The organism is Paenalcaligenes sp. DL 463 (genome assembly GCF_057475185.1).
Genome location: NZ_JBYBKX010000001.1, coordinates 1,020,717 through 1,043,960 on the forward strand (window position 1 = coordinate 1,020,717; position 23,244 = coordinate 1,043,960).

General features: G+C 51.0%; 23 protein-coding genes. 12 read left to right on the plus strand and 11 right to left on the minus strand.

The genetic code is table 11. The features are described 5' to 3' along the window. Together AC2UZI_RS04720 and AC2UZI_RS04725 are read left to right on the plus strand one after the other, a co-directional pair. Positions 1-537, plus strand: coding sequence for an isochorismatase family protein (locus AC2UZI_RS04720; protein ID WP_486942664.1), 537 nt, complete (start codon positions 1-3; stop codon positions 535-537). A 113-nt stretch (positions 538-650) separates the two neighbouring features. Further along, positions 651-878 (plus strand): YMGG-like glycine zipper-containing protein, encoded by a 228-nt coding sequence (locus tag AC2UZI_RS04725; RefSeq protein WP_486942665.1) that lies wholly within the window; start codon positions 651-653, stop codon positions 876-878. Positions 879-1,043: 165 nt separating this feature from the next. Here the strand turns inward: AC2UZI_RS04725 and minE are convergent, their stop codons facing one another. The 4 genes from minE to AC2UZI_RS04745 form a co-directional block, all read right to left on the minus strand. Further along, positions 1,044-1,316: a cell division topological specificity factor MinE gene (minE, locus tag AC2UZI_RS04730; RefSeq protein ID WP_486942666.1), complete on the minus strand. Its 273-nt coding sequence runs from the start codon at positions 1,314-1,316 to the stop codon at positions 1,044-1,046. A gap of 1 nt (position 1,317) precedes the next feature. Further along, entirely contained in the window at positions 1,318-2,133 is an 816-nt protein-coding gene (minD, locus tag AC2UZI_RS04735) for a septum site-determining protein MinD (RefSeq protein WP_486942667.1), read from the minus strand. 203 nt (positions 2,134-2,336) lie between these two features. Then, complete coding sequence (minC, locus tag AC2UZI_RS04740; RefSeq protein WP_486942668.1) at positions 2,337-3,116, minus strand: septum site-determining protein MinC; 780 nt, start codon at positions 3,114-3,116, stop codon at positions 2,337-2,339. Between the two features lie 45 nt (positions 3,117-3,161). After that, a complete protein-coding gene (locus AC2UZI_RS04745; RefSeq protein ID WP_486942669.1) occupies positions 3,162-4,919 on the minus strand; it encodes a glutamine--tRNA ligase/YqeY domain fusion protein in 1,758 nt (585 codons plus the stop codon). A gap of 101 nt (positions 4,920-5,020) precedes the next feature. Here AC2UZI_RS04745 and AC2UZI_RS04750 point away from each other — a divergent pair, with 101 nt between their 5' ends. Genes AC2UZI_RS04750 through recQ form a run of 5 tightly spaced genes read left to right on the plus strand, consistent with a single transcriptional unit; the run spans position 5,021 to position 12,177 of the window. Further along, positions 5,021-6,361: a cytochrome ubiquinol oxidase subunit I gene (locus AC2UZI_RS04750; RefSeq protein ID WP_486942670.1), complete on the plus strand. Its 1,341-nt coding sequence runs from the start codon at positions 5,021-5,023 to the stop codon at positions 6,359-6,361. Next, positions 6,358-7,407 (plus strand): cytochrome d ubiquinol oxidase subunit II, encoded by a 1,050-nt coding sequence (locus AC2UZI_RS04755; RefSeq protein WP_486942671.1) that lies wholly within the window; start codon positions 6,358-6,360, stop codon positions 7,405-7,407. The genes AC2UZI_RS04750 and AC2UZI_RS04755 overlap by 4 nt, the downstream gene beginning before the upstream one ends. A gap of 10 nt (positions 7,408-7,417) precedes the next feature. Beyond that, positions 7,418-9,193: a ClcB-like voltage-gated chloride channel protein gene (locus AC2UZI_RS04760; protein ID WP_486942672.1), complete on the plus strand. Its 1,776-nt coding sequence runs from the start codon at positions 7,418-7,420 to the stop codon at positions 9,191-9,193. Between the two features lie 32 nt (positions 9,194-9,225). Beyond that, positions 9,226-10,347, plus strand: a complete 1,122-nt coding sequence (locus AC2UZI_RS04765; RefSeq protein ID WP_486942673.1) for a fimbria/pilus outer membrane usher protein — start codon at positions 9,226-9,228, stop codon at positions 10,345-10,347. Between the two features lie 6 nt (positions 10,348-10,353). Next, complete coding sequence (gene recQ, locus AC2UZI_RS04770) at positions 10,354-12,177, plus strand: DNA helicase RecQ (RefSeq protein ID WP_486942674.1); 1,824 nt, start codon at positions 10,354-10,356, stop codon at positions 12,175-12,177. Between the two features lie 14 nt (positions 12,178-12,191). Here the strand turns inward: recQ and ruvB are convergent, their stop codons facing one another. Beyond that, a complete protein-coding gene (ruvB, locus tag AC2UZI_RS04775; RefSeq protein WP_486943714.1) occupies positions 12,192-13,253 on the minus strand; it encodes a Holliday junction branch migration DNA helicase RuvB in 1,062 nt (353 codons plus the stop codon). A gap of 122 nt (positions 13,254-13,375) precedes the next feature. Here ruvB and AC2UZI_RS04780 point away from each other — a divergent pair, with 122 nt between their 5' ends. After that, positions 13,376-14,362 carry a threo-3-hydroxy-L-aspartate ammonia-lyase gene (locus AC2UZI_RS04780; RefSeq protein WP_486942675.1) on the plus strand — a complete coding sequence of 329 codons (987 nt, stop codon included), beginning with the start codon at positions 13,376-13,378 and terminating at the stop codon, positions 14,360-14,362. On the opposite strand, the gene ruvA is transcribed toward AC2UZI_RS04780, so the two are convergent. Genes ruvA through AC2UZI_RS04810 form a run of 6 tightly spaced genes read right to left on the minus strand, consistent with a single transcriptional unit; the run spans position 14,333 to position 19,581 of the window. Further along, positions 14,333-14,920 (minus strand): Holliday junction branch migration protein RuvA, encoded by a 588-nt coding sequence (ruvA, locus tag AC2UZI_RS04785; protein WP_486942676.1) that lies wholly within the window; start codon positions 14,918-14,920, stop codon positions 14,333-14,335. The two genes, AC2UZI_RS04780 and ruvA, sit on opposite strands and share 30 nt — an antisense overlap. 10 nt (positions 14,921-14,930) lie before the next feature. After that, positions 14,931-15,473, minus strand: a complete 543-nt coding sequence (gene ruvC / locus AC2UZI_RS04790) for a crossover junction endodeoxyribonuclease RuvC (RefSeq protein WP_486942677.1) — start codon at positions 15,471-15,473, stop codon at positions 14,931-14,933. Continuing rightward, entirely contained in the window at positions 15,473-17,065 is a 1,593-nt protein-coding gene (gene purH / locus AC2UZI_RS04795; RefSeq protein WP_486942678.1) for a bifunctional phosphoribosylaminoimidazolecarboxamide formyltransferase/IMP cyclohydrolase, read from the minus strand. The genes ruvC and purH overlap by 1 nt, the downstream gene beginning before the upstream one ends. 25 nt (positions 17,066-17,090) lie before the next feature. Then, positions 17,091-17,330 carry a helix-turn-helix domain-containing protein gene (locus AC2UZI_RS04800; protein WP_486942679.1) on the minus strand — a complete coding sequence of 80 codons (240 nt, stop codon included), beginning with the start codon at positions 17,328-17,330 and terminating at the stop codon, positions 17,091-17,093. A 39-nt stretch (positions 17,331-17,369) separates the two neighbouring features. Next, positions 17,370-18,380, minus strand: a complete 1,011-nt coding sequence (gene dusB, locus AC2UZI_RS04805) for a tRNA dihydrouridine synthase DusB (protein WP_486942680.1) — start codon at positions 18,378-18,380, stop codon at positions 17,370-17,372. A 46-nt stretch (positions 18,381-18,426) separates the two neighbouring features. Further along, the gene (locus tag AC2UZI_RS04810) at positions 18,427-19,581 is read right to left on the minus strand and encodes a Rossmann-fold NAD(P)-binding domain-containing protein (protein ID WP_486942681.1); all 1,155 of its coding nucleotides are present in this window, start codon (positions 19,579-19,581) and stop codon (positions 18,427-18,429) included. 92 nt (positions 19,582-19,673) lie between these two features. Here AC2UZI_RS04810 and AC2UZI_RS04815 point away from each other — a divergent pair, with 92 nt between their 5' ends. The 4 genes from AC2UZI_RS04815 to AC2UZI_RS04830 all read left to right on the plus strand — a co-directional run bounded on the left by AC2UZI_RS04815 (position 19,674) and on the right by AC2UZI_RS04830 (position 23,223). Beyond that, complete coding sequence (locus AC2UZI_RS04815) at positions 19,674-20,105, plus strand: hypothetical protein (protein WP_486942682.1); 432 nt, start codon at positions 19,674-19,676, stop codon at positions 20,103-20,105. A gap of 373 nt (positions 20,106-20,478) precedes the next feature. Then, complete coding sequence (locus AC2UZI_RS04820; protein ID WP_486942683.1) at positions 20,479-20,817, plus strand: hypothetical protein; 339 nt, start codon at positions 20,479-20,481, stop codon at positions 20,815-20,817. 27 nt (positions 20,818-20,844) lie between these two features. After that, a complete protein-coding gene (locus AC2UZI_RS04825; protein WP_486942684.1) occupies positions 20,845-21,714 on the plus strand; it encodes a cytochrome c oxidase assembly protein in 870 nt (289 codons plus the stop codon). A gap of 15 nt (positions 21,715-21,729) precedes the next feature. Continuing rightward, on the plus strand, positions 21,730-23,223 hold the full coding sequence (locus AC2UZI_RS04830; protein ID WP_486942685.1) for a beta-barrel assembly-enhancing protease: 1,494 nt from the start codon (positions 21,730-21,732) through the stop codon (positions 23,221-23,223). Positions 23,224-23,244: the final 21 nt, after the last annotated feature.

Sequence of the window (23,244 nt, forward strand, 5' to 3'; positions counted from 1 at the left end):
ATGGCGTTGTTAACAGCACATCAAAGTTTAGTGTTGGCGATCGACTTACAAACGAAACTACTGCCTGCTATTAGCGATCACGAGGCTCTGGTACAACGTGTACAACGCTTTTTAGCCGGTGCGAATGCGTGCTCGGTGCCGATTGTGGCGACCGAGCATTGGCCTGAAAAAATAGGTAGTACCCACCCTGATTTACGAGATTTGATGGGCACGGTCATTGCTAAACAGCACTTTGACGCTACGCGAGAAGCGGCCGTGTTAGAAAGTTTGCCCGCAAAGCGGCATCAAGTGTTGTTAATTGGTGCCGAGGCCCATATCTGCGTGTTACAGACCGGTCTTAGCTTAGCTCAGGCGGGCTATAGCCCTGTGCTGGTGGTGGATGGTATTGCTTCAAGGCTAGAGTCCAGTAAGCAGGCAGCCCTTGAACGGTGGCGTCATCACGGCTTAGAGGCAGTCACCATCGAGATGGCATTTTTTGAATGGTTAGAAACGCCCGCTAACCCGAACTTTAAAAGCATACTTCCTTTGATTAAATAGCCTTCAGCTTACAAATGTTTCGTTGACTCACACCTTGCAAGAAGTGGTTCGGTGTCTAGGGCTCTTTCGTCCGTTAAGCTATAGATATTCATTGCGTCATTAAGGAGCATTTCATGAAAATTAAAAGTATTGCCAAGCTAGGCGTTACGAGTGCATTGGTTATCGTAATGGCTGGGTGTTCATCCTGGGATTCCATGAGTCATCGCCAAAAAAGTACGGTTACGGGCGCTGGTCTAGGCGGTGTAGCTGGGGCTGTAGTCACAGGTGGCGGCGTACTGGGTACAGTCGGTGGCGCAGCGATCGGTGGTGTGATTGGGGATCAAGTTGGGAAAAATCGATAATCCGCTTACAGGCTTTGATTAGCGATGTGATCGTCATTAAGCCTCTTCAATCGAAGAGGTTTTTTGATGAGAGAAGCGATAAGGATATTAAAAAAGCGCTCGGTGAACGAGCGCTTTTTGCATTGTGTTATCGCCCTAAGGGAATAACAGTTTGAACGGTACTACTTACTTGCTGGTGTCACCGTCGGGCTGAGGCATTTCAATTTTTACCTCTAGCACTTCTAACGAGTCCTGACGTTCTAAATTCACCCGAATGTCATCAGGATTGATGGCGACATAGCGTGAAATTACTTCAATCAGTTCTTTTTGCAAACGGGGCAGGTAGTCGGGTGTAACGCCACCATGACCCCGTTCGTTAATCAAAATGAGCTGCAAGCGATCTTTAGCAACGGTTGCAGAGGTTTTTTTATTTCCCAGAAGGAATGATAGGAAAGACATATTACTTTCCTCCGAAAATGCGCTTGAACAGACCCGGTTTGGCGTAATCAACGAAGCGTAAGGGTTTTTCTTCACCTAGATAGCGGTCAACGACGTCTTGGTAGGCGGCGGAAACATCAGTGTCGCGGATGTGAATAACAGGTAAGCCTTGATTAGACGCTTGGAGCACAACATCAGACTCAGGAATCACCCCGATGAGCTTAATACGCAAAATGTCTTCTACGTCTTGCAGCGACAGCATCTCGCCATCGGCAACACGTTTTGCGCTGTAACGTGTTAGCAGTAAGTATTCTTTGATGGGCGTGTCGCTTTTTTCAGCGCGTTGTGACTTCGCTGAAAGAATGCCGAGAATACGATCCGAATCGCGTACGGAGGATACCTCGGGGTTGGTTACCACCAAAGCGTCATCAGCAAAGTATGAAGCCATGAGTGCACCAGTCTCGATTCCAGCGGGGGAATCGCAGACGATGTACTCAAAGTCCATGGCTTTAAGGTCTTCAATGACTTTACCCACTTCTTCGCGAGTGAGGGCATCTTTGTCACGCGTTTGTGAGGCAGGCAAAATATACAGGTTTTCAAGCTGTTTATCGCGTATTAAGGCTTGATTTAAACTGGCTTCGCCTTGAATGACGTTCACAAAGTCGTACACAACTCGACGTTCACAACCCATGATTAAATCAAGATTACGTAAGCCTACATCAAAGTCGATTACTACTGTTTTATGGCCCCGCATGGCAAGCCCAGCTGCAAAGCTGGCGCTAGTGGTTGTTTTACCTACGCCACCTTTGCCTGATGTCACCACTACAATTCGCGTCATGACAAATTTTTTCCTTAAGTTTTATCGGTCTGTTTATATGGCACGCTTAGCCCATGGTACGTGATGGTGACTTTGAAAGTCATTGCATATAGCCGTTTATTTTAACGAAGATATTACACATTACTGTACCAAACTACGCCTATTTACGTTTTTTATACAGAGAGCAGTGTACCTACCTCGGTCACTGCGCTTGTTAAAAAACGTTAAGAAAGCGCACGAATGTTCAAATTGTCATCGTCAAGCTGAATCACCGTCGTTTTTTTGTGTAATGAATCGTCTAGCGTATCTTCAATAACGCGGTACACGCCTGCAATGGCAATGAGTTCGGGGTCAAGCTCGGTGGTGAAAATTCGAGCGCTGGTGTCACCTCGGGCTCCTGCCATGGCTTTACCCCGAAGCGGGCCATAGACGTGAATGTTCCCGTCGGCGATCACTTCGGCCCCTTGGCCTACGACGCCGATAATGACTAAGTCGGTATCGCGGGCGTAAATACGTTGGCCAGAACGTAATTGCCGGTTAACGACCATTGCGGCGGGTGCCACTGTGGTTGTCACTCGAGGGGTGTTTTCAATGGGTGTTGGCTTGCTTTGAACGTCGGCAGAGGAGGCCAGGGTGGGCATGTCTGCCTCGGCCACCGTGGGGCTTGCTGGTCGAGAGGGCGCACTGGACACATCCACTTCGAGCAGACCAGCCTCTAAGGCGCTGTCGAGTATCGCGTTTTCAGCAACAACACCAACAGGATTTAGTTTGTGTGTTGTTAAGGCTTCTAACAGCACAGCCCAATCGATAGGGGATTCGATGTGGCTGGCATCAATCACCACGGGTTCGTTCTCAAAGAACGAGCCTGCATCTTTCATACGTTGTGCAAGGGCGTCGACGAGTTCAGCGGTATCACTACTATGTAAGACCAAGCGTACGGTGTAGAGCGTGGCGCTTTTAAAGTCTAAGGCCTGTGGGCCTTTACGCGGGCTAGATTGGTTCACAATATGGCTTTGTATAAAAGGGTGAGGCGTATGCCCCACGAGTTATTAGATCCAAGTGTCGCGAAGTGTCGTACTGCGGTTGAGTACGGGTTTTTCAGGGGTGGACTCGATACGATCGGCCACGAAATACCCTAAACGCTCAAATTGCCAGTGAGCACCAGGCTCGGCCTTTAATCCGGGCTCTACCCATGCCTGCACAACACTGAGTGAATTAGGGTTGATTAAGCTGAGGAAGTCTTTATCACCGACGTCAGGGTGCGCGTCACTAAATAAACGATCGTAAAGACGGACTTCTGCTGCGACAGCGTGCGGAACGCTTATCCACGTGATGTTGCCTTTTACTTTGACCGAATCAGCACCGGGGGTGCCGCTTTTGGTGTCAGGAAGGTATTCGGCATGTACCTCGGTGACATTGCCATCGGCGTCTTTAACGAAACCGGTGCATTTCACCACATAGCCGTACTTCAGGCGAACCAAATTGTCGGGGAAGAGACGGAAGTAGCGCTTTTCGGGTACTTCGCGGAAATCGTCACGCTCGATCCAGAGTTCGCGGCTGAACGGAAATTCGCGGCGACCGGCTTCTGGGTTATGCGGATTGATGGGTGCAGAGCACGCCTCGCTTTGTCCTTCAGGGTAATTGGTAATGATCAGTTTGATGGGATCAAGTACTGCCACGCTTCGTGGTGCCTTAGGGTCAAGGTCATCACGTAAGGCTTGTTCTAGTATGCTGTAGTCGATACGAGAGTCGGCTTTCGACACGCCGATTCGATCACAAAATAAACGGATGGATTCGGGCGTGTAGCCACGGCGACGTAGGCCTGCTAAGGTGGGTAAGCGAGGGTCGTCCCAGCCATCAACGTGATTTTCAACCACCAGTTGACGTAGTTTGCGCTTACTCGTTACGACATAACTTAAGTACAAACGCGCAAACTCGTATTGTTGGGGTAAGGGGTCGTTAAGAAAGCCTAGGTCTCGTAAGTGTTCGAGAATCCAGTTGTAAAATGGGCGTTGGTCTTCAAACTCTAGCGTACAAATACTGTGAGTAATGCCTTCTAGGGCATCTTCAACCGGGTGCGCCCAGCTGTACATAGGATAAATGCACCAAGCATCTCCGGTACGATGATGTGTTGCATGACGAATGCGATATAAGACGGGGTCGCGCATATTAATATTAGGCGAGCCCATGTCAATTTTTGCGCGTAAGGCCATGCTGCCGTCGGGGTGAAGGCCATCTCGCATTTCGGCGAGAAGGCGCGACGACTCTTCAACGGGGCGATTACGCCATGGTGAGTTCACACCCGCTGAGGTTAAGGTGCCCCGGTTTTCACGCATTTGTTCAGCGTTTTGCTCGTCGACGTAGGCCAAGTCGGCGGAAATTAAGGCCTGCGCAAACTCGTACATAAAGCCGAAGTAATCACTGGCAAAGTACAAGTTGTCTTCGTTTTGGTATTTCCAGTCGAAGCCTAGCCACTGCACCATGTCAATAATGGCATCGACGTACTCTTGTTCTTCTTTTTCGGGGTTAGTATCGTCGAAGCGTAAATGGCACGCACCGTTGTAATCGCGCGCTAGGCCAAAGTTTAAACAGATGCTTTTAGCATGACCGATATGAAGGTAGCCGTTGGGCTCGGGTGGAAAACGTGTTCTGACTTGGGCGGTATCGAACTCGCCTTTATTCTGTATGTTGGCTGGGCCGGGAGTACCCGCCCACCGCTTGGACGCATGACGTTGAGCCTTTAGATCTTGGTCGATGATGGTGCGTAAAAAATTCGAAACAGGAGCCGTGGTAGATTCAGTGGTCATACGTAATATTACAAATAAAAGAAATGGTGCGAATAGCTCATTTTGCCATGTTCTGATTTTATAAGCAGAAATAACAAACAAGCTCTAAACTAGCGATCATTATGACGTATTCTGCCCTTTGGTTATCACAGCTACAATTTTTCGGTAGCTTAAGTTTCATGTTGATTTTCTTCTCCATGCAGCTTGGTCTATCGTGGTTGTTGTTGCTGTATCGCATCCGTGCAATGTCAGGACCGCATTCGGTATGGGTCTCAGCCTACCGTTTTTGGGTGCGGGTGTTTGCATTGGCCTTTATCCTCAGCTTTGCCTCTAGCCTACCCGTACTGATTCAGTTGGGCAGTACATGGCCTGATTTAATCGCGAAAATCGGCGAGGTATCTGGCCCTATCCTCACGGTGGGGATGCTAAGTGTATTCGTTTTTAAATCGTGTTTTCTAGGGGCGATGCTATTTGGCTACCGAAGTATGCCTTCGTGGCTACATACTTTGGTGGTCTTGCTGGTGGCTGTGGGCAATATCTTTACGGCAATGTGCTTTGTTGCGTTGGTGTCATGGATGCACGTGCCGCATGGGGCCGAGCTGGTAGACGGTGCATACGTGGTGCAAAGCTGGTCTGCTGTTTTGCTCAACCCCGCCTTTGGGTGGTATTTAGCTCAGTTTTTATTGTTGAGTATGGTCGTGGCGTCGTGCTTTGTAGCAGGCGTGACGGCCGCCAAGGCATTGCGTCGCCCTTCGGATGAAAGTGAGCGACGTGTTTTTAGATTAGCCCTCTGGGTGCTAATTGTCAGCCTGCTGCTGCTAGGTGGTGCGGTGATCGGAAATGGCTTAATGGTTGCGCAGTATCAGCCGATTAAGGCCGCTGCCGCCGCTGGTTACTGGATTTCGGGCGAGGTGTCTCGCTTCGTTTGGTTTGCGGTGCCGTTTAGTGCCGACTTACGTAATCTTTTCGAAATTAGCTGGAGTCAGGCGGGGGCCATGTGGTTATCTCGCGACGTTGATGGACAGCTCATCGGCTTAGATCAGGCCGCTGGCATGTTGCCACCCGTGTTTCTGACCTTCTTTGCTTTTCGGTTGGCAGTCATCCTTGGCATCGTCATATTGATCAGCGCTTCGTTGAGTTTGTGGAAGGTGTCTACCCAGCACTATGATGCTGCGGCCTTGTCTTTGCGCTGGCGTCATTATCTTGCGTTTCAGTCATGTGCCGGATGGTTGTTGTTGGTAGCGGGCTTGGCCTTTCAGCTGTTTGGCTCGCTTCCCTATGTGGTGCAAGGCACCGTGACGATTAGCGAGGTGTTTGCCAACCATTCGGTGAATCAGGTCATTGCCGGCATCATCGCGTACTCTATTGTGTATACCTTTTGCTTGGCCGGTTTTTTTATGTTGGTAAGGTACGTGGCTCGTTATGGCGTTGTTCCGGTAGCTCGTAGAAGGGGGCGCGCATGATTAATGCATTGGCAAACGCAGTGGGTTTGGGGGCTTACGATCCCGAGTTTTGGATGCCGCTATTGTTTTTGGCCTGCTTCTTTTTAGTGATTGCAGCAGGCACTGTTTTAGACGGTTTCGATATTGGCGTAGGGTGCTTGTCTTTAGTCGCCCCTGAATCTTTGCGTCCTCGTATGTTGTCATTGCTTAGTCCATGGCGTGATGCGAACGAGTATTGGCTTTTTTTAGGAATGGGGCTGTTTGTAACGGCGTTTCCTAAAGCTTGGGGGCCTGTCATGGGAAGCCTATACCTTCCTTTGTGTGGTCTTGCTTTAGGGGTCATGCTGCGATCCGTTAGTTTTGAAATGCGATTGCGAGCCCCCTCTGAGCTACAAGTGAAATGGCAGATCGCGTTTGGCATCGGTTCCCTGATCACCGCGTTTGTACACGGGTTGTTATTAGCCAAAGTAGTGGTAAGTTTTAGCCAAGGTGCGGGTTACTCGTGGTTTGGCGTGTTTATGGGATTCTGTTCGGTAGCGGCCTATGTGCTGTTAGGGGCGAGCTGGCTCATCATGCGCGAAGCCGGCGAGCTTCGAGCACGGGCAGTCCGTTGGGGTAGCTTGGCGGTACGTTGGTTTGCTGCCGGGGCTATTGGGGCTGCAGTGGTGTTGGCCTTAGCCAATGCAGGGGTGCTACTGAAGTGGAGCGAAGGGCTCAACAGGGTGTTCGTGCTCCTGCTGTGGGGCATGTTACTGCTTTGCTTTGTCTCGATAGAGATGTGTCTGCAACGCATGATCAACAGTAGCTATCGCACGACGGCATTACCATTTTTACTGACCCTTGTTGTGTTTTTAGCCGTGCTGGCAGGTTTGGCGTTTAGTTTTTTCCCCTTTTTGGTGCTTGATGAAATCACGATTTGGGATGCCGCGGCCTCGGTTACTGTGTTGCGCATCATTCTTGCCGCCGCTGTAGTGGCGATTCCTATACTGTTTATTTTCAACATTTGGGTATATTGGGGAATGTTTGGTCTATCGCGACCACCGCTGCCGCCTGACTATAAAAGGTAGGTAAACAAACATGCTGAAACGCTCAATTAGGTCTTTCCGACGTCGCTTAAAAGGGGTGGAGTGGCTCTCCGACACTCCGGCGATGTTGTGTTGGGCGGCATTGATGGGCGTGTTAGGTGCAGCGGTAGTGATCCTTTTCCATGAAGGGATCTACCTTATTCAGAAAATTGTTGTGGGGCACTCTGGGGAGATTTCCGAGGTAACCCGCGATTTACCTTGGTACGGACGATTACTGTTTCCCACAGTGGGCGGGCTCATTGCGGGCTTGTTGCTTTGGTTAGCGAGTCGAAAGAAAACCCAAGCTGCCTCTGATTACATGGAAGCAGTCGCCATTGGTGATGGACGTATGTCATTCAGGCAAGGCTTGTTGCGTTCCTTGTCATCATTATTTACGGTGACCTCAGGTGGCTCGATTGGGCGTGAAGGGGCGATGGTGCATTTGTCCTCACTTGCCGCGTCGCTGGTGGGGCGCTTCATCTATATTGGTACAGCGCACTTACGCGTGCTTGTGGCTTGTGGCGGGGCGGCAGGGGTTGCGGCGGCGTACGGCACGCCTTTGGCGGCAGCCATTTTCATTGCCGAAATCGTGCTTGGGACCTTAAGCATTCAAAGTTTGGGGCCACTATTAATTGCAGCCGTCTCCGCCAATATTACGATGCGCATGGTGGGTGACTATCACGTTTTTTATGAAATGGTGGATGTCCAACGTATTGCAGGGCCTGAGATTTGGGCCTTCATTCTGTTGGGCGGCATCATTGGTATTGCTGCCCCGGGTTTTCTTAAGTTAATGAGTTTGGCTAAAGAACAGTTTGCTAAAACGGGCTTCCCCTTGTGGGGGCGTTTGGCATTGGGTGGCTTTATTCTCGGCATTCTTTTGATCATGGTGCCTGACGTCGCCGGTAATGGTTATAACGTGGTGTGGTCTTTGCTACACGATCAGTGGGCGGCTCATGCCATCGTGTCGATGCTGTTTGCTAAGGTGTTAGCCACGGCGCTTACCGTAGGGTCTGGTGCGATCGGAGGGGTCTTTACCCCAGCTCTTTTTGTAGGCGCCGCTTTCGGTGCCTTATATGGGCATTTACTGTTGTTTTTATTTCCTGATCTTGGCATTGCGGGCTATTTATTCACCTTGGTGGGTATGGGGGCTTTTCTAGGGGCGGCAACCAGTGCGCCCTTTATGGCGATTCTGATGATTTTTGAAATGACCTTAAGTTATCAGTTGGTGCTACCTCTTATTGTCGCTAGCGTTATCGCTCACTTTGTGGCCAGAATGCTGGCTGAAGTCTCGATGTACGATGTTATTTTGGTGCGCGAGCGTGATGAACGTCTGCGGCACACTCTACGTAATATGCGTATTAATCAGTTAGTAAGGCCCGCTGATACCGTTATCCCTACAACGGCTAAAGTCAGCGAGGCGTTACAAATGTTTTTGGAATACCCCGTCAAATACCTGTATGTTGTAGATGAAGAGAACGTGTATCAAGGCGTGATTGCGCAACAAGACCTGACTCGTTTACTGCTTCATCATGCTGATGCTCAAGAGCAACTCGTGGGTGAGGTGATACGTCTGGATTTTGTTAAGACCTTAACCGCCTCCATGAGCCTCGATGAGGCACAAAGCTACTTTGTTAGTTTTCAGGGCGAACGCCTACCTGTGCTCAGCACCGACGAGAGTCCGCGCCTTATTGGGGTGGTATATAAGTCGGCCGTGCTAGAGAAATATTCCGCCATTAAGCGTTCGCTTGATGCGACCGGTGAAGCCATGTTTGATACGCGTGCATCGTGATGACAAAAAAGTAATGGTTAGGGGTCTTTTCGATGTGTGCCTTTGATAGTCTGACGAAGGTGGTTAGCGGCATCGCTATGGCATTATGGATGCCTTTTTTTATGGTGGCTCATGCTCAAGGGATCGAGCGCTTAGCCCCTGCCCAAAGCTTCAGTGTTGACCTCGTTAGTACCTCCAAAGGCGTGCGTTTACCACCCGCTCCGGGCATGTTCGACGATTTGTTGTACAGCCACACCTTTGAGTCCCTACCCGTTGGCACTAAACGCGGCTCGTTAAATACCAGTCTTTTAGGGGCCGGGCAGTCGTTGCGCCCCTTTAGTGTGAATCATAAGCAAATGGCATCGTTACGTTTAACGGCTAGTCCTGAGCTTGAAAGCGGTGGTGGCGCATTGTCAGAGTGGGCGCTAGGCAGTAATGCGTGGCGCTATCAAGGGCTGGCAAACACTGACTTACTGATCGGAAATGCTAGCATGGGCTCGCCCGAATGGATGAATTCGCCCAAAGTTGGGGGCATACAGCTTTCGCAGCGTTTTAGTGATAATGGCGAACGCTTCCCGTGGCGATATAACCTGTCGGTGGGGGCGTTGGATCATGGTGGCAGCGTAGCCGAAGGCGACCTAAAATACGGGCCTACCGCTGGCGGCTTATGGGTCGATGTCGACCTTTCGCAGCAGATGCAGGTTGAGGCCTTGGTTGAAGCGGCTCCTTCCATGCAACTCAGCGGCGTTGGTGCGCGCTATGAAACGCAAGACTGGGGCGCTTGGGCAAGCAGTGTGGCGCGTGCATCGCATGCCTACGGAAGCGGCTGGCGCTACCAAATGCGTTATGACACCGATGTTCTCCCTTCTCTAAACGTGGCGCTGTTAAGTGAGCGCTATCAGGGGGACTTTGTGGATCTCAGTCGTTACGGCCAAAGTTCACTGGGCACGGGCGCGAAAAGAGCCATTGATGCGAATGTGGGCCTAGGCCGGTGGGGTACCTTGCAAGGTCGTTTTAGCAGCCAGCGTAGTCAGTTTGGGGCACCAACGCAGCAGTTGGGGCTTAGTCAGCAGTTCTGGTACAGTCCTAATCTGCGTGTTGGTTTACAAGCGCAGCGCGAGCTACATAATGGTGACTACAATATGATCTTGCGTCTTGCGGTTCCTCTACCTTAATTATTTATGTCTACTTCTTCACTCGATATGTTGCAACAGGTGTTTGGCTACGAATCCTTTAGGGGAAGCCAGCACGAGGTGATTGAGCATGTTGTTCAAGGTGGGGATGCGTTAGTCTTGATGCCCACGGGTGGCGGTAAATCGTTGTGTTATCAAATTCCGGCGCTTGTTCGTAAAGGAACGGGCGTGGTGATTTCACCGTTAATTGCGCTGATGCAAGATCAAGTGGATGCTCTAACCGAGTTAGGGGTCAAGGCGGCGTACTTAAATTCTACGCAAGATTGGCAGGAATCTCGCCGTGTTGAAAAGGAATTGCTAGCTGGCGAGCTTGATTTGTTGTACGTGGCACCCGAGCGGTTACTTACCGATCGTTGTTTAGACTTACTGTCACGTGCCGACATTGCCTTGTTTGCCATTGATGAAGCGCACTGCGTATCGCAATGGGGACACGATTTTAGGCCCGAATATTTAGGGCTCTCGTATCTAAGCGAACGCTGGCCTGATGTTCCTCGAATTGCGCTAACGGCAACGGCCACAGCCGAGACACAACGCGAGATTGCCGAACGGCTGTCGTTGCAAGACGCGCCGCATTTTGTGGCCAGCTTTGATCGCCCCAATATTTGTTATCGAATTGTCGAAAAGAAAGAGCTAAGACGGCAACTACTTAGCCTTATCCAAGATGAACACCCCAACGACAGCGGCATTGTGTACTGCCTTTCTCGTGCTCGTGTGGAAGACACCGCAGCGTATTTGGTGCGTGAGGGTATCAACGCGTTGCCGTATCACGCAGGTCTAAGCACCGAGCTACGCGCGCAAAACCAAGCCCGATTTTTGCGCGAAGAAGGCGTTGTAATGGTGGCGACGATTGCGTTTGGGATGGGGGTTAATAAGCCAGATGTGCGTTTCGTAGCACACATTGATCTTCCGAAATCGGTTGAAGGTTATTACCAAGAAACCGGAAGGGCCGGACGTGATGGCGAGCCAGCTACCGCTTGGTTGGCTTATGGGTTACAAGATGTGATGCAACTGCACCGTATGATTAACGATTCGATGGCCGAAGAGTTTCATCGTCGTAATCAAGGCCAACAGTTAGATGCCATGTTGGGACTCTGCGAAACGGTAAGTTGTCGCCGTAAGGGGCTACTGGCCTATTTTGGCCAAGAAATGACGGCTTGTGGTAATTGCGATACCTGTTTAGAGCCTCCAGAGTCGTGGGATGGCACGGTAGCAGCGCAAAAGCTGATGTCTGCCGTCTATCGATTATGGCGAGAACGAGGCCAACGTTTTGGCGCAGGGCATTTAATTGATATTTTGCGTGGCAAATTAAGCGATAGGGTCAAAGAATACGGCCACGACACGTTATCTGTGTTTGGGGTAGGGGCTGATATTACCGAACAAGGTTGGCGTGGTGTGTTACGCCAATTACTGGCGCAAAATTTGCTACGCATCGATACCCAAGGTTATGGCACGATTAGTCTAACCGAGGCCTCCAGAGAGGTATTAAAGGGCGAACGTAGTTTGATGTTCAGGCGCGAGGCCACCGTTGCGAGTAAGCCGAAACGCAAAGCGGTCGTACACCCCGAGCTTTCTTCTGATGCCCGTGCGCGTTTTCAACTGTTACGCCAATGGAGAGCAACGGTTGCGAAAGAGCATGGGGTACCTGCTTTCATCATTTTCAACGATGCTACCCTAAGACAGGTCGCGATTGATGTGCCGCAGACTACCGATGATTTGCGTTGTATCTCGGGTATTGGTGTGCGCAAGCTTGAAGCTTACGGTGAAGCCCTACTTGAGTGCGTGGCGAATACGGAAGCAACAACTGGCTTGTAACGCACAGTCGGTTTTTAATCGAATAGTGGCCCGTTGCGTGGCGTAATAGGTTCTAAGCCTAGGTGCAGCCACGTAGTACGTGTGGCGATGCGGCCCCGTGGGGTGCGCTGTAAAAAGCCATGCTGAATTAAGTAGGGCTCGATGACATCTTCAATGGTGTCTCGCTCTTCACCGATGGCGGCGGCAAGACTATCCACCCCAACAGGCCCACCATCGAAGCGGTGAACAATGGCTTCCAGTAGCTTTCTGTCCATTAAGTCTAAACCTTGTGGGTCGACCTCTAGCATGGCAAGTGCATCGCTGGCGATAGCGGTGCTGATGATGCCTTGCGCTTTGACATCGGCGTAGTCGCGAACTCGGCGCAACAAGCGATTGGCAATACGAGGCGTACCACGGGCACGACGGGCAATTTCTACGGCACCGTCGTCGACGCACTGCACGTTAAGTAGGCTTGCGCTACGTTCAACAATATGTTGAAGGTCGGCGGTGTTGTAGAACTCGAGCCTAGACACAATACCAAAGCGATCACGTAAGGGGTTGGTCAGCATTCCGGCGCGGGTAGTGGCCCCCACCAGTGTGAAAGGCTGTAAATCAATTTTTACGCTACGTGCAGCGGGGCCTTCGCCAATCATGATGTCGATTTGGAAGTCTTCCAGCGCTGGGTAAAGAATTTCTTCAACGACTGGGGACAGGCGATGTATTTCGTCGATAAAGAGCACATCATTCTTTTCCAAATTCGTCAGAATGGCGGCCAAGTCGCCAGGACGTTCAAGCACTGGGCCTGAGGTCTGTCGTAAGTTCACCCCCATTTCGTGCGCCACGATATGGGCAAGCGTGGTTTTTCCAAGACCAGGTGGCCCAAATAACAACACGTGGTCTAGTGCTTCGCTGCGGCCCTTTGCGGCTTGGATAAAAATTTCCAGTTGCTCTCGGACGCGATGTTGCCCTACGTAATCGTGAAGTGTTTTAGGGCGCAGAGCGCGCTCGATGGACTCTTCGTTAGACGATAACGGAGACGCCGTGACGACACGGGTCGTGGGGTCTAAGCTGCTGAGGGTGTCTGAAAGTATGGCCATAGCGATGTCACTGATTGAATACACAGTATGGTACACCAAGCGGGCTAAGTACGCAGTGTTGGTCAGCCTATAGCTAGTGCATAATACAGCCATTCCTCGTTCTTCTTTGGAGCTGTCAAAGCATGCCTACACAATGCCATTTGGGTTATGACGCCGTTGAGGCGGCGGCGCGACGTTTAGCATCCGTTGCCCATCGCACGCCCGTTTTAACGTCGACCACGTTAAATCGGCTGTTGGGTGCCGAGTTTTACTTTAAGTGTGAGAACTTTCAACGGGCGGGTGCATTTAAATTTAGAGGAGCGTTTAATGCCATCGCTTCTTTGACGCCCGAACAACGTCAGCGTGGTGTAGTGGCTTTTTCCTCAGGAAACCATGCGCAGGCGGTGGCGTTAGCAGCATCGTTGCACCAGATTCCGGCAACGGTAGTCATGCCCACCGATGCACCCAGTGCTAAGAAAGAAGCCGCGTTGGGATATGGGGCAACCGTGGTCAATTACGATAGGCATTCAGAGAATCGTGAAGACATTGCGGCTGCTTTGGTGCAAAACCACGGCTTGCAGCTTATTGCTCCTTTCGCCGACGAACGTGTTATTGCGGGTCAAGGTACAGCCACCAAAGAGCTTTTTGAAGAGGTAGGTGGCTTAGACCTACTTTTTGTTCCTCTGGGTGGGGGCGGCTTGCTGTCAGGTGCGTTGATCGCAGCGCAAGCCTTTTCACCGGCTTGCCAAGTGTATGGTGTTGAACCAGAGGCGGGAAATGATGCTCAACAGTCGTTGAAACACAATAAGCTGATGTCGGTGCATGCGCCGCAGTCTATTGCCGATGGGGCCTTAACCCCCTCGTTATCACCGCTGACCTTTAGCCTGATTCAGCAGTATGCCGCCGGTGTGTTAACCATAGACGATGCATCCTTAATGGATATGATGCGTTTTTTTGCAGAACGCATGAAAATGGTCGTTGAGCCTACGGGTTGTCTTGGTGCCGCGGCGGCGGTCAATCAGCGAGTGCCGGTTAAAGGCCTACGTGTAGGCGTGTTGTTAAGCGGGGGCAATGTGGATGCCACCGCTTACGGACGTTATTTAGCGCTTGGAAAGGCTTTGCAGGGCTAAACGTATACCGTCTGACACGCTCACGTCTTCAGCAAGTTGCTTCAACGCTTTAGAGGCTTCGTTATTGTTGTAACCCAAAGCCAGCAAGGCATTTAAGATGTCGCTTCGGTTGTTGGGAGCGGCACTGCTGGAGCTTGGGCCCGATGCGTCAGTAGGTGTACCTAGCTTTCCGCGTAATTCCAGTAATAACCGTTCGGCTGTTTTTTTCCCGATGCCCGGTACGCTGGTTAGCAGAGCCGTTTCTTGCTGATCGATGGCAGCGGTTAAGTCATTGACGCTTAGACCCGATAAAATCGACAGTGCCGTGCGGGCTCCGATACCACTGACTTTGATTAGTGTTCTAAAGGTGCTGCGTTCTGAAGGCGTTGCAAAACCGTAAAGTACATGGGCATCTTCGCGCACGCTAAGGTGCGTATAGAGCGTTACCTTGCTATGCAAATCGCCCAAATCGTAAAAGGTGCTCATGGGGACATCGATGTCGTACCCCACTCCATTAACGTCGATGCACACAGACGGTGGCAGCTTCTCAATAAGCGTGCCGGTAATGCGTCCAATCATAACTTCCTCGTTAGCGTAGTAGGCGTCCGCTACGTATGCGTAGGCCTGTAGATGTTACATGGCCATTGTCGGCCAATTGCGCCGTTAGCGGCAGGTGGTGTGCGTGGCAGATTGCGCAGGCTAAAGCGTCGGCCGCATCGGCAGCGGGTACCCCGTTAAGCCGTAGTAAATGCTGCACCATTAATTGAACTTGCTCTTTAGAAGCATGGCCTCGTCCGACGACGGTTTTTTTGATTTGCAGTGCTGTGTACTCGTGCACTGGTAGTTGGCTGTCGGCTAAGGCGCAGATAGAGGCGCCACGAGCCTGTCCTAATAGCAGGGTAGAGTGCGGATTGGCATTGACGAAGACTTGCTCGATGGCGGCTTGATCAGGAGCGTGCTGTGTCGCTACGTCCCTGACGTTGTCCAAAATAACCTTCAAGCGTTCACCCAAACTTAAATCGGTAGGGACAACAATGGTGCCGCTAGCGACGTAGCTTAGGGTCGAACCCGAGACGGTAATGATACCAAAACCGGTTCGACGTAAGCCTGGGTCAATGCCTAATATGCGCATTAGTGATTAAAGTGACGGGTGCCGGTAAAAATCATCACGATATCGCGCTCGTTGGCGGCGGCAATGACTTCGTCATCACGGATGCTGCCGCCGGGTTGGATCACGCATGTTGCGCCGGCATCGGCAACCACGTCTAACCCATCTCTAAATGGGAAGAAAGCATCGGAGGCGACTGCAGAGCCTTGCAAGCTTAAACCTGCATTGTCAGCTTTAATGGCGGCGATGCGGGCAGAGTCGACTCGGCTCATTTGGCCTGCACCGACGCCTAGAGTCATGCTGTTAGCGCAAAAAACGATAGCGTTTGATTTCACAAACTTAGCCACGGTCCAGGCGAAGTGCAAGTCAAGGCGTTGTTGGGCTGTGGGTTGCTTGGCACTGACGACTTTAAAAGAGTCGATATCGTCACGTAATGAGTCAGGGGTTTGGGCTAACCAACCGCCGCCGACGCGTTTAAGTGTGTATTGGTTTTGTGCATCGCCCTCGGGAATTAATAAAACACGTACGTTTTTCTTTGCCGCCAAAATTTCCAGTGCTTCCGGTGTGTAAGCGGGCGCGAGAAGCACTTCAAGGAACTGGGCGCTAATGGTTTTAGCGGCCGCGGCGTCCACCGTTTGATTGAGGGCAATAATGCCTCCAAAGGCAGAAGTGGGGTCCGTTTTTAGTGCTTTTAAGTACGCGGCTTCGGCGGATTCTCCTAGCGCCACACCACATGGGTTTGCATGCTTTACGATCACGCAAGCACCCGTGTCGAAACTACGCACACATTCCCAAGCGGCGTCCGCATCGGCAATGTTGTTGTAAGACAGCTCTTTGCCTTGCAGTTGTTGGTAGTTAGCTAATAAGCCGGCGCCGAACTCGTTATCTTTATAGAAGGCGGCTAACTGATGTGGGTTTTCACCATAACGCAGTGACTGAGCTTGTTGTAGTTGTAACGTTAAGACTGAAGGCCACTGGTTTTTCTCAGGAGCTTGTGCTTGCACAGGTTCCGCTTGGCTTAGGCTGCTAAGGTAGTTGGCAATCGCACCATCGTAAGAGGCTGTGTGAGCATAAACTTTAGTGGCAAGCTCTAGGCGCAAAGCGTATGAAGTCGCGCCGGTAGGGCCATCTATTTCGGCTAAAACGCGTGGGTAATCCGCAGGGTCAATGACGACGGTGACACCACCTTGTTCAGTGCCGTGGTTTTTTGCTGCGGCACGCAACATGGCTGGTCCACCGATATCAATGTTTTCTACCGCGTCTGCGAAACTGCATCCCTCACGCGCGATGGTTTCACGGAATGGATACAAGTTCACGACAAGTAGATCAATGCGATCGATGTTGTGTTCGCTAATCGTCTCTAAGTGTTTGGGGTCGTCTCGGCGCGCCAATAACCCACCGTGAATTTTTGGGTGTAATGTTTTAACGCGACCATCTAGGATCTCTGGTGAACCAGTGTGCTCAGCTACCTCTGTGACGGCAAGGCCCGCTTGTTGTAAAAGTTTGGCAGTGCCGCCTGTAGAGAGAAGCTTGACCCCACGTTGCGCGAGGGCGTTGGCAAATTCGATGATACCGGTTTTGTCAGAAACCGAAAGCAGAGCTGTCTGGATCGTCATGGATGAATGATGGTGCATTAAAAAATTAAGGTTGAATATTGTGTGATTGCAGTTTCTTACGCAAGGTGCTGCGAGTAATGCCTAGCATTTCCGCTGCTTTGGATTGATTGCCTTGGGTACGCTCTAGCGCGACCTCCAGAACGGGGCGTTCGACGCAACTGATCACCATTGCCAGCATGTCGCGTGGCTCTGATTCCCCGAGGTCTGAGAAATAGCGTTCAAGGCGATCTCTAACCGATTGCTCTAATGGATTGATATTGGACATTTTTTTCTAATCGAACGGCTAACCTAGCAATAGCGTAGGTTAAGCCGCTACAGGTTCGTGAATAAAAGGGGCGTGGGCGTCTTGCAGATCAAACCATTGAGTAACGGCTTGAAGCTGCTCTTGAGTGCTTTCAATACGGTTGACTGATGCTAACCACGCTTTGGCATCAGGTAGGTGTGCAAAATACCAGCCTATGTGTTTTCGTGCTGTGCGCACACCGGTAAACTCACCGTAAAATGAGTAATGATCTTCTAAGTGCTCGAGTAATAAGTCTCGTAGCTCACCGCAGGTAGGTGGTGCAAGATGTGTACCATGTTGCAAATAATGGTTGATCTCGCGAAATATCCAAGGACGCCCTTGGGCGGCACGACCCACCATTATCGCATCGGCCTTTGTGTACTCTAGTACGAATTTTGCTTTTTCGGGACTATCGATATCCCCATTAGCGATGATGGGAATTGTTGAGTTCGCTTTAACGGCTTTGATTGTGTGGTATTCGGCTTCGCCTTTATAAAAATCACACCGCGTTCTGCCGTGTAAGGTGAGGGCGGCGATGCCGGACTCTTGAGCCAAGTGGGCAATACGTAGGGCATTGATCGAATCGCGATCCCAACCGGTGCGCGTTTTAAGGGTGACCGGAATGCCCAAAGGAAGGCAGGCTTCGACTACCCGCTCAAGTATGGCAGCGATGCGCGCTTCGTCGCGAAGTAAGGCTGAGCCGGACACGACATTACACACTTTCTTAGCAGGGCAACCCATATTGATATCGATAATTTTGGCGCCTTTTTCGATATTGAAAATAGCGGCCTCGGCCATCATATCAGGGTCAGAACCGGCGATTTGGACGGTAACAGGAGCCGTTTCGCCTTCGTGATTAATACGTCTTGATGTTTTAACACTATGCCAAAGTTTGGGGTTGCTTGCGGCCATTTCCGATACCGCATGCCCAGCGCCTAAGGCTTTACAAAGCTGGCGGTACGGTCGATCGGTTACCCCCGCCATAGGGGCAACAAAGACAGCATTAGGAAATGACCAGGAACCGATATACATGGGCTAACTTAATCCCAACCAAGGGCAATATAAAAACGAACGGCGTTTAGGTACGGGTACCTTGAAGTAAATGCCTAACCAGCGGCAACCGAACCGACTCAACAACATCCATTGCTAAGAGGGCAAGCCCGCCACCATGTTGTACTAACGGATTATTAACAGCAAATAACCTGGGCAAAAGGTCTGTGACGGATGTGGTTAATAACCGATCAAGGTGGCGTTTGTTTGCATACGGTTCAAGCACCGACGCAGCGTCTACATGCGGCGTTATCAACCAAGGTCTAAGGGTCTGGCTAAGTTGTGCGGCATCACGAAGGCCCAAGTTTAACCCCTGACCTGCTACTGGATGCAAGGTTTGTGCTGCATTCCCGATAGCAACCGTGTGGCGAGCGGGCAACGACGGCCCTGCGTACATACTTAAGGGAAACACAAAACGTTCACCTGCAAGCTCTAGCTTACCTAAGCGGGCTCCAAAAGTATGTAATAACTGAGCTTCGAAGTCAGCTTTGCTGAGTGAGCTTAGTGTAGCGGTCTTTTCAGGAGGATTGCACCAGACCAAGGCGTAGAGCTCGGGCGAGGCGGGGTGGGGAAGTAAAGCAAAGGGCCCGTGTTGGGTAAAGCGTTCGTAAGCCCAACCCAATTGTGGACGATGGCTACGCACCGTAGCCACTAAGCCTTGTTGGTTGTAATGTCGCTGTATACCCATGGGTTTGGCGCCATCCGAAATAACCTTGATGCCATAGCTAACAGAATCGCTGTCAGTTTGTACAACGTTGGTGTGCGCACGATTATCGCGGCCATCGTGAGCCGCCGAGAGCAACGTGACACCACTGTTTTTGAGGGCGTCATGCAGTGTGCTAATGACATCGGGGTAGGCGACTACCGCACCAAGCATTGAGACGTCCAGCTCGTTAGCGCAAATTAAGGTGCGGCCCAAACGGCCTTGTTGTGAAACATGAACCGTATGAATAGGGGCAGATCGACTTGACCAGGCGTTGATACTTTTGAGTAATTGGATGCTGCCATGGTTAAGTGCCAAAGCACGCGGATCTGGCGTATTTGTTGTGTCTGATGCGACAGGTGGTTTTCCGATAAGGGCGATACGCTCAGGCGATGGGGCGTGTTGAGCAAGCAGCAGAGCAAGGGCCGAGCCCACAGGGCCAGCACCAAAAATGGCGATATCGAAATCGGGTTGAGGCATAACTAAAATAATCACACAGAGAGTATGGCGTTTAGGGATTGTAATGCATGCGGTTCGTTGGCATATTGGTAGTTCTGCACAGGAGACAGGGCATGTCCCAACAACAAGTACGTTTTAAATCGAAGTTTATGGCGGCGTTACTGGCCTTGGCAGGGGGGCTTCTGGGAATACAGCATTGGTATTTACGGCGTCGCTACGCTTGGCTGCTAAGCGCGATGGCCCTCGCTCTGCTATTCACAACGTGGCGTGCCGAGGTGTGGTGGGACAGTGCTGCGTTTTGGCTTTTAGGTTTATTTTTCTTTGCCGGTGCGGTAGAGGCTGTGTGTCTTTGTTTGATTAGCGACAAGCGATTTGATGCGGTCTACAACGCGACGACAACCCGAACGAATCGATCGGATCTTAAAACGATATTGCTGGCTATTTTTGCTGTGTTGTCCGGCGCTATTATCTCGCTCATGTGGTTGGCGCACGTGGTATTCAGGGTGTATCACCACATGGGATGGCTTGATGGGCTGAGTTATTAGTTTTAATTCTAGCTCGTTGTGTTTTACCAACTTAACCAAGGGCAAGGCTGGCGCTGGTTTGGGTTCTAAGGTTGTGTAATGGACCTAGGCTGGTTAAAATATGCCCACTTCAACTTTAAAAGGACTGTGTGGTGAATTCAGACCCCGGTGAAAGTTTGAGCCAGCATTGGCTGGCAAACTCCTAACCAGGTGCGTTTTGGCGCAGGCTAATTAGCCTACACACAGCCCTCACGCCCTGGTCCTAAAAACTCCAGGGCGTGGTTATTAGTTTCACGTTCAGTGCAAACTAGTCTCCCCGTCGTACTCCTAACGTATTTATTGCCCAAAGCAGTAAAGGTTTGTGCTTGTGCGCAGCCTTATTAAGGGGATAGCGATGAAAATCTTTAATTTATTCCTACGCCGTGCTGGCGTAACGCCCACCATGGTGCGTCCATCTGATGTTTCAGTATCACGTTTATCAGTCACGTGTCCGCGCAATGACTTAGCCGCTGTTCGTAAACGTATTTACACAGGTTTTGAGGCTGCGGGTTTACGAGTCACTAACTTAAGTATTGATCACGCTGATACTCACGAAACCGCTAGGGCCTGCGTAACCATCAGTTGTCCTCCTGAAATGCGGTCTGTGCTGATGACTCAAGCCAAGCAAATACAAGCCTATCCTGAAGTATTGAATGTGCAGTGGAAGCGTCGTCAGCGTAATGCTTTAAACTAAGGGCTTGTTGCCTTTTTCCGTTTCCTTATGACTTTGCTTAATTGGTTAATACCCTGGGAGTTTTCACCCACGCTGATTCTGATGTTCGTCATCGGTTGCGTTTTATTTTGGCGGGGTACACGTAGTCATAAGGTCAATCGTAGACGTCAGTTTTTGTTTTGGTTCGGCGTAGTCATGTTGTATGCATCGCTACATACACGTGTGGATTACTACGCCGAACGTATGTTTTTTATCCATCGTTTGCAGCATTTGGTTCTGCATCATTTGGGGCCCTTGTTAGTCATGGGGGCCTATCCAGGTCAAGTCATGCGGGCTGGGCTCCCCATGTCTTGGCGTATCAAATTGCGCGATTTTAGGCGTGGCACCTTAGGTAGGCTAATCGAAAAGACACTCACTAACCGAATTTTGATTCCGTTTTTGTTTGTGTTTTTTGTATTGATTTGGCTATTACCCACCCCGCAGTTCTATTCCATGATCGACTGGCGTTTGTACCGCTTTATGAATTGGTCGGTGGTCATCAGTGGATTTTTATACTGGAACTTAATTCTCGATAGAAGGCCTTACCCTCCAGCGGCGCTATCACCGGGCGGTCGAATCTTTTCGCCTATTATTACGATGGTGCCTCAAATTGTTGCGGGCGCCATCATCACTTTTGCTGAGTTTGATCTTTACCCGATTTTCGATTTATGCGGACGCGCTATCACGTCGATGTCAGCAATTGAAGATCAGGCAATGGGTGGGTTGATCATGTGGGTGCTCGCCGGTTTGGTTGAGGCTTTCGGAGTGCTCTATGCCTTGGGTACATTCATGAGGCTTTCAGCGAAGAACCGTTTGGCCCCGCCCAAAAAACGCGCTAAACATAAGGTGAAGCCACAGTCGAGTGTGGCATCGTCTTAGTGATACGGAGTCCTCATGGCTATATCGGTACCCAGATTTATACGGCTTACAGTGTTGTCGTTGTCGCTTGGCGCAACCGTGACACCGGTGGCGGTGGCTCAACCTGTGGGCATCCCGTCAATGGGGGCGGCGTCGGGGGCTGAGTTATCACCCGCCTTAGAGCGTACATTGGGTAATGCCATCATGGAGCAAGGTAGGCGAGATCCTACCTATATTTCTGATCCTTCTATTTTGCAATACTTAAGCGATGTGGGGCATCGTCTGGCACGTCATGCACCCGATTCGCTACAGCAAGAGATCAATGTGTTTGCTGTGCGCGACCCCAGCATCAACGCTTTTGCACTTCCAGGGGGCTACATAGGTATACACAGTGGTCTTATCGTGAACGCTCAAACCGAGGCCGAGCTGGCCTCGGTTATTGCACACGAGATCGGCCACGTTTCGCAACGTCACGTGGCCAGAGGCATGACTCAAAGCGCACAAACGGGCCACATTATGATGGCAGCGCTTGCCGGCGCTCTACTGGCGGCGCTTTCGGGTAGCGGCGATTTAGCCATGGGGGTAGCGACGTTTGGTCAGGCAGCCGCGGTGGATCGACAGTTGGGCTTTTCTCGCCAAGCAGAACATGAGGCGGATAGAGCCGGGCTGCAAATGCTGCAAAAAGCGGGCTATGACCCAGCGGGTATGGCGGCCATGTTTAAGCGCTTAATGGATGCATCACGCTTAAATGAAGGGCCAAGTAATGTTTACGCTAGCACCCACCCTTTGTCAGTGCAGCGCATGTCTGATATTGAAAACCGTCTGGGCAGTGTGTCGGTGGCCGAGCCGCGACAAGACCCTGAGTTTTGGTATGTACGCGCCGCATTGCGTGTGATTCAAGCACGAGGTGGAATGGCATTGCAGACGGCTGTGCAAACGCTAACCAGCGAGACCTCAACTAAACAAGGGGTAGAGCAGTCGGCCGCGTGGTATGGGCTTGCGTATGCGGCTTGGCAGCGCAAAGACTATCACACCGCTCAAGAAGCATTGGAAAATGCGCGTGCGCAGGGTGCTTACAAAAATGCCACGCTTGATGCACTGGCGATCAGCGTGGCGCAAGCACAAGGGCAATTCACTGAAGCGGCGTCGTTGGCGCAGCGCGCATGGCAGGCATGGCCGAATCATCAAGGTATTGCATTAGCTTACGTACAAGTGATGATTCAGCAAGGTCAGGACCAACAAGCAATAGGCTTTCTTCGTGAGCGTATTACGCAGTGGCCCAATGTGCCACGTTTTCAGCAGTTGCTCGCACAAAGCTTAGAACGTATGGGCAGCCCCATCGAGTCGCGCAAGGCGATGGCTGATTATTATGTATTGGTTGGTGCCTTACCCACGGCCGTTGAGCAATTACAACAAGCGCGTAGCCGTAGCACAGACTTTTACGAACAATCACAGCTTGATGTGCAAATACGTACCTTACGAGAGCGCTTAGAGTCAGAACGTTTGTTACTTGAGCGTTTTAGGTCTTAGGGTATCTTCTAGCGCAGAAGC

What these genes read in the sequence shown, in the direction of transcription:
- AC2UZI_RS04755 (WP_486942671.1), top strand. Translation starts at nt 6,358, where the DNA reads ATGATTAATGCATTGGCAAACGCAGTGGGTTTGGGGGCTTACGATCCC.
- minE (WP_486942666.1), bottom strand. Translation starts at nt 1,316, where the DNA reads ATGTCTTTCCTATCATTCCTTCTGGGAAATAAAAAAACCTCTGCAACC.
- purH (WP_486942678.1), bottom strand. Translation starts at nt 17,065, where the DNA reads ATGACGATCCAGACAGCTCTGCTTTCGGTTTCTGACAAAACCGGTATC.
- AC2UZI_RS04780 (WP_486942675.1), top strand. Translation starts at nt 13,376, where the DNA reads ATGCCTACACAATGCCATTTGGGTTATGACGCCGTTGAGGCGGCGGCG.
- ruvC (WP_486942677.1), bottom strand. Translation starts at nt 15,473, where the DNA reads ATGCGCATATTAGGCATTGACCCAGGCTTACGTCGAACCGGTTTTGGT.
- recQ (WP_486942674.1), top strand. Translation starts at nt 10,354, where the DNA reads ATGTCTACTTCTTCACTCGATATGTTGCAACAGGTGTTTGGCTACGAA.
- AC2UZI_RS04830 (WP_486942685.1), top strand. Translation starts at nt 21,730, where the DNA reads ATGGCTATATCGGTACCCAGATTTATACGGCTTACAGTGTTGTCGTTG.
- AC2UZI_RS04760 (WP_486942672.1), top strand. Translation starts at nt 7,418, where the DNA reads ATGCTGAAACGCTCAATTAGGTCTTTCCGACGTCGCTTAAAAGGGGTG.
- AC2UZI_RS04725 (WP_486942665.1), top strand. Translation starts at nt 651, where the DNA reads ATGAAAATTAAAAGTATTGCCAAGCTAGGCGTTACGAGTGCATTGGTT.
- AC2UZI_RS04720 (WP_486942664.1), top strand. Translation starts at nt 1, where the DNA reads ATGGCGTTGTTAACAGCACATCAAAGTTTAGTGTTGGCGATCGACTTA.
- AC2UZI_RS04800 (WP_486942679.1), bottom strand. Translation starts at nt 17,330, where the DNA reads ATGTCCAATATCAATCCATTAGAGCAATCGGTTAGAGATCGCCTTGAA.
- ruvB (WP_486943714.1), bottom strand. Translation starts at nt 13,253, where the DNA reads ATGGCCATACTTTCAGACACCCTCAGCAGCTTAGACCCCACGACCCGT.
- AC2UZI_RS04765 (WP_486942673.1), top strand. Translation starts at nt 9,226, where the DNA reads ATGTGTGCCTTTGATAGTCTGACGAAGGTGGTTAGCGGCATCGCTATG.
- AC2UZI_RS04810 (WP_486942681.1), bottom strand. Translation starts at nt 19,581, where the DNA reads ATGCCTCAACCCGATTTCGATATCGCCATTTTTGGTGCTGGCCCTGTG.
- minD (WP_486942667.1), bottom strand. Translation starts at nt 2,133, where the DNA reads ATGACGCGAATTGTAGTGGTGACATCAGGCAAAGGTGGCGTAGGTAAA.
- AC2UZI_RS04820 (WP_486942683.1), top strand. Translation starts at nt 20,479, where the DNA reads ATGAAAATCTTTAATTTATTCCTACGCCGTGCTGGCGTAACGCCCACC.
- AC2UZI_RS04825 (WP_486942684.1), top strand. Translation starts at nt 20,845, where the DNA reads ATGACTTTGCTTAATTGGTTAATACCCTGGGAGTTTTCACCCACGCTG.
- AC2UZI_RS04745 (WP_486942669.1), bottom strand. Translation starts at nt 4,919, where the DNA reads ATGACCACTGAATCTACCACGGCTCCTGTTTCGAATTTTTTACGCACC.
- dusB (WP_486942680.1), bottom strand. Translation starts at nt 18,380, where the DNA reads ATGTATATCGGTTCCTGGTCATTTCCTAATGCTGTCTTTGTTGCCCCT.
- ruvA (WP_486942676.1), bottom strand. Translation starts at nt 14,920, where the DNA reads ATGATTGGACGCATTACCGGCACGCTTATTGAGAAGCTGCCACCGTCT.
- AC2UZI_RS04815 (WP_486942682.1), top strand. Translation starts at nt 19,674, where the DNA reads ATGTCCCAACAACAAGTACGTTTTAAATCGAAGTTTATGGCGGCGTTA.
- AC2UZI_RS04750 (WP_486942670.1), top strand. Translation starts at nt 5,021, where the DNA reads ATGACGTATTCTGCCCTTTGGTTATCACAGCTACAATTTTTCGGTAGC.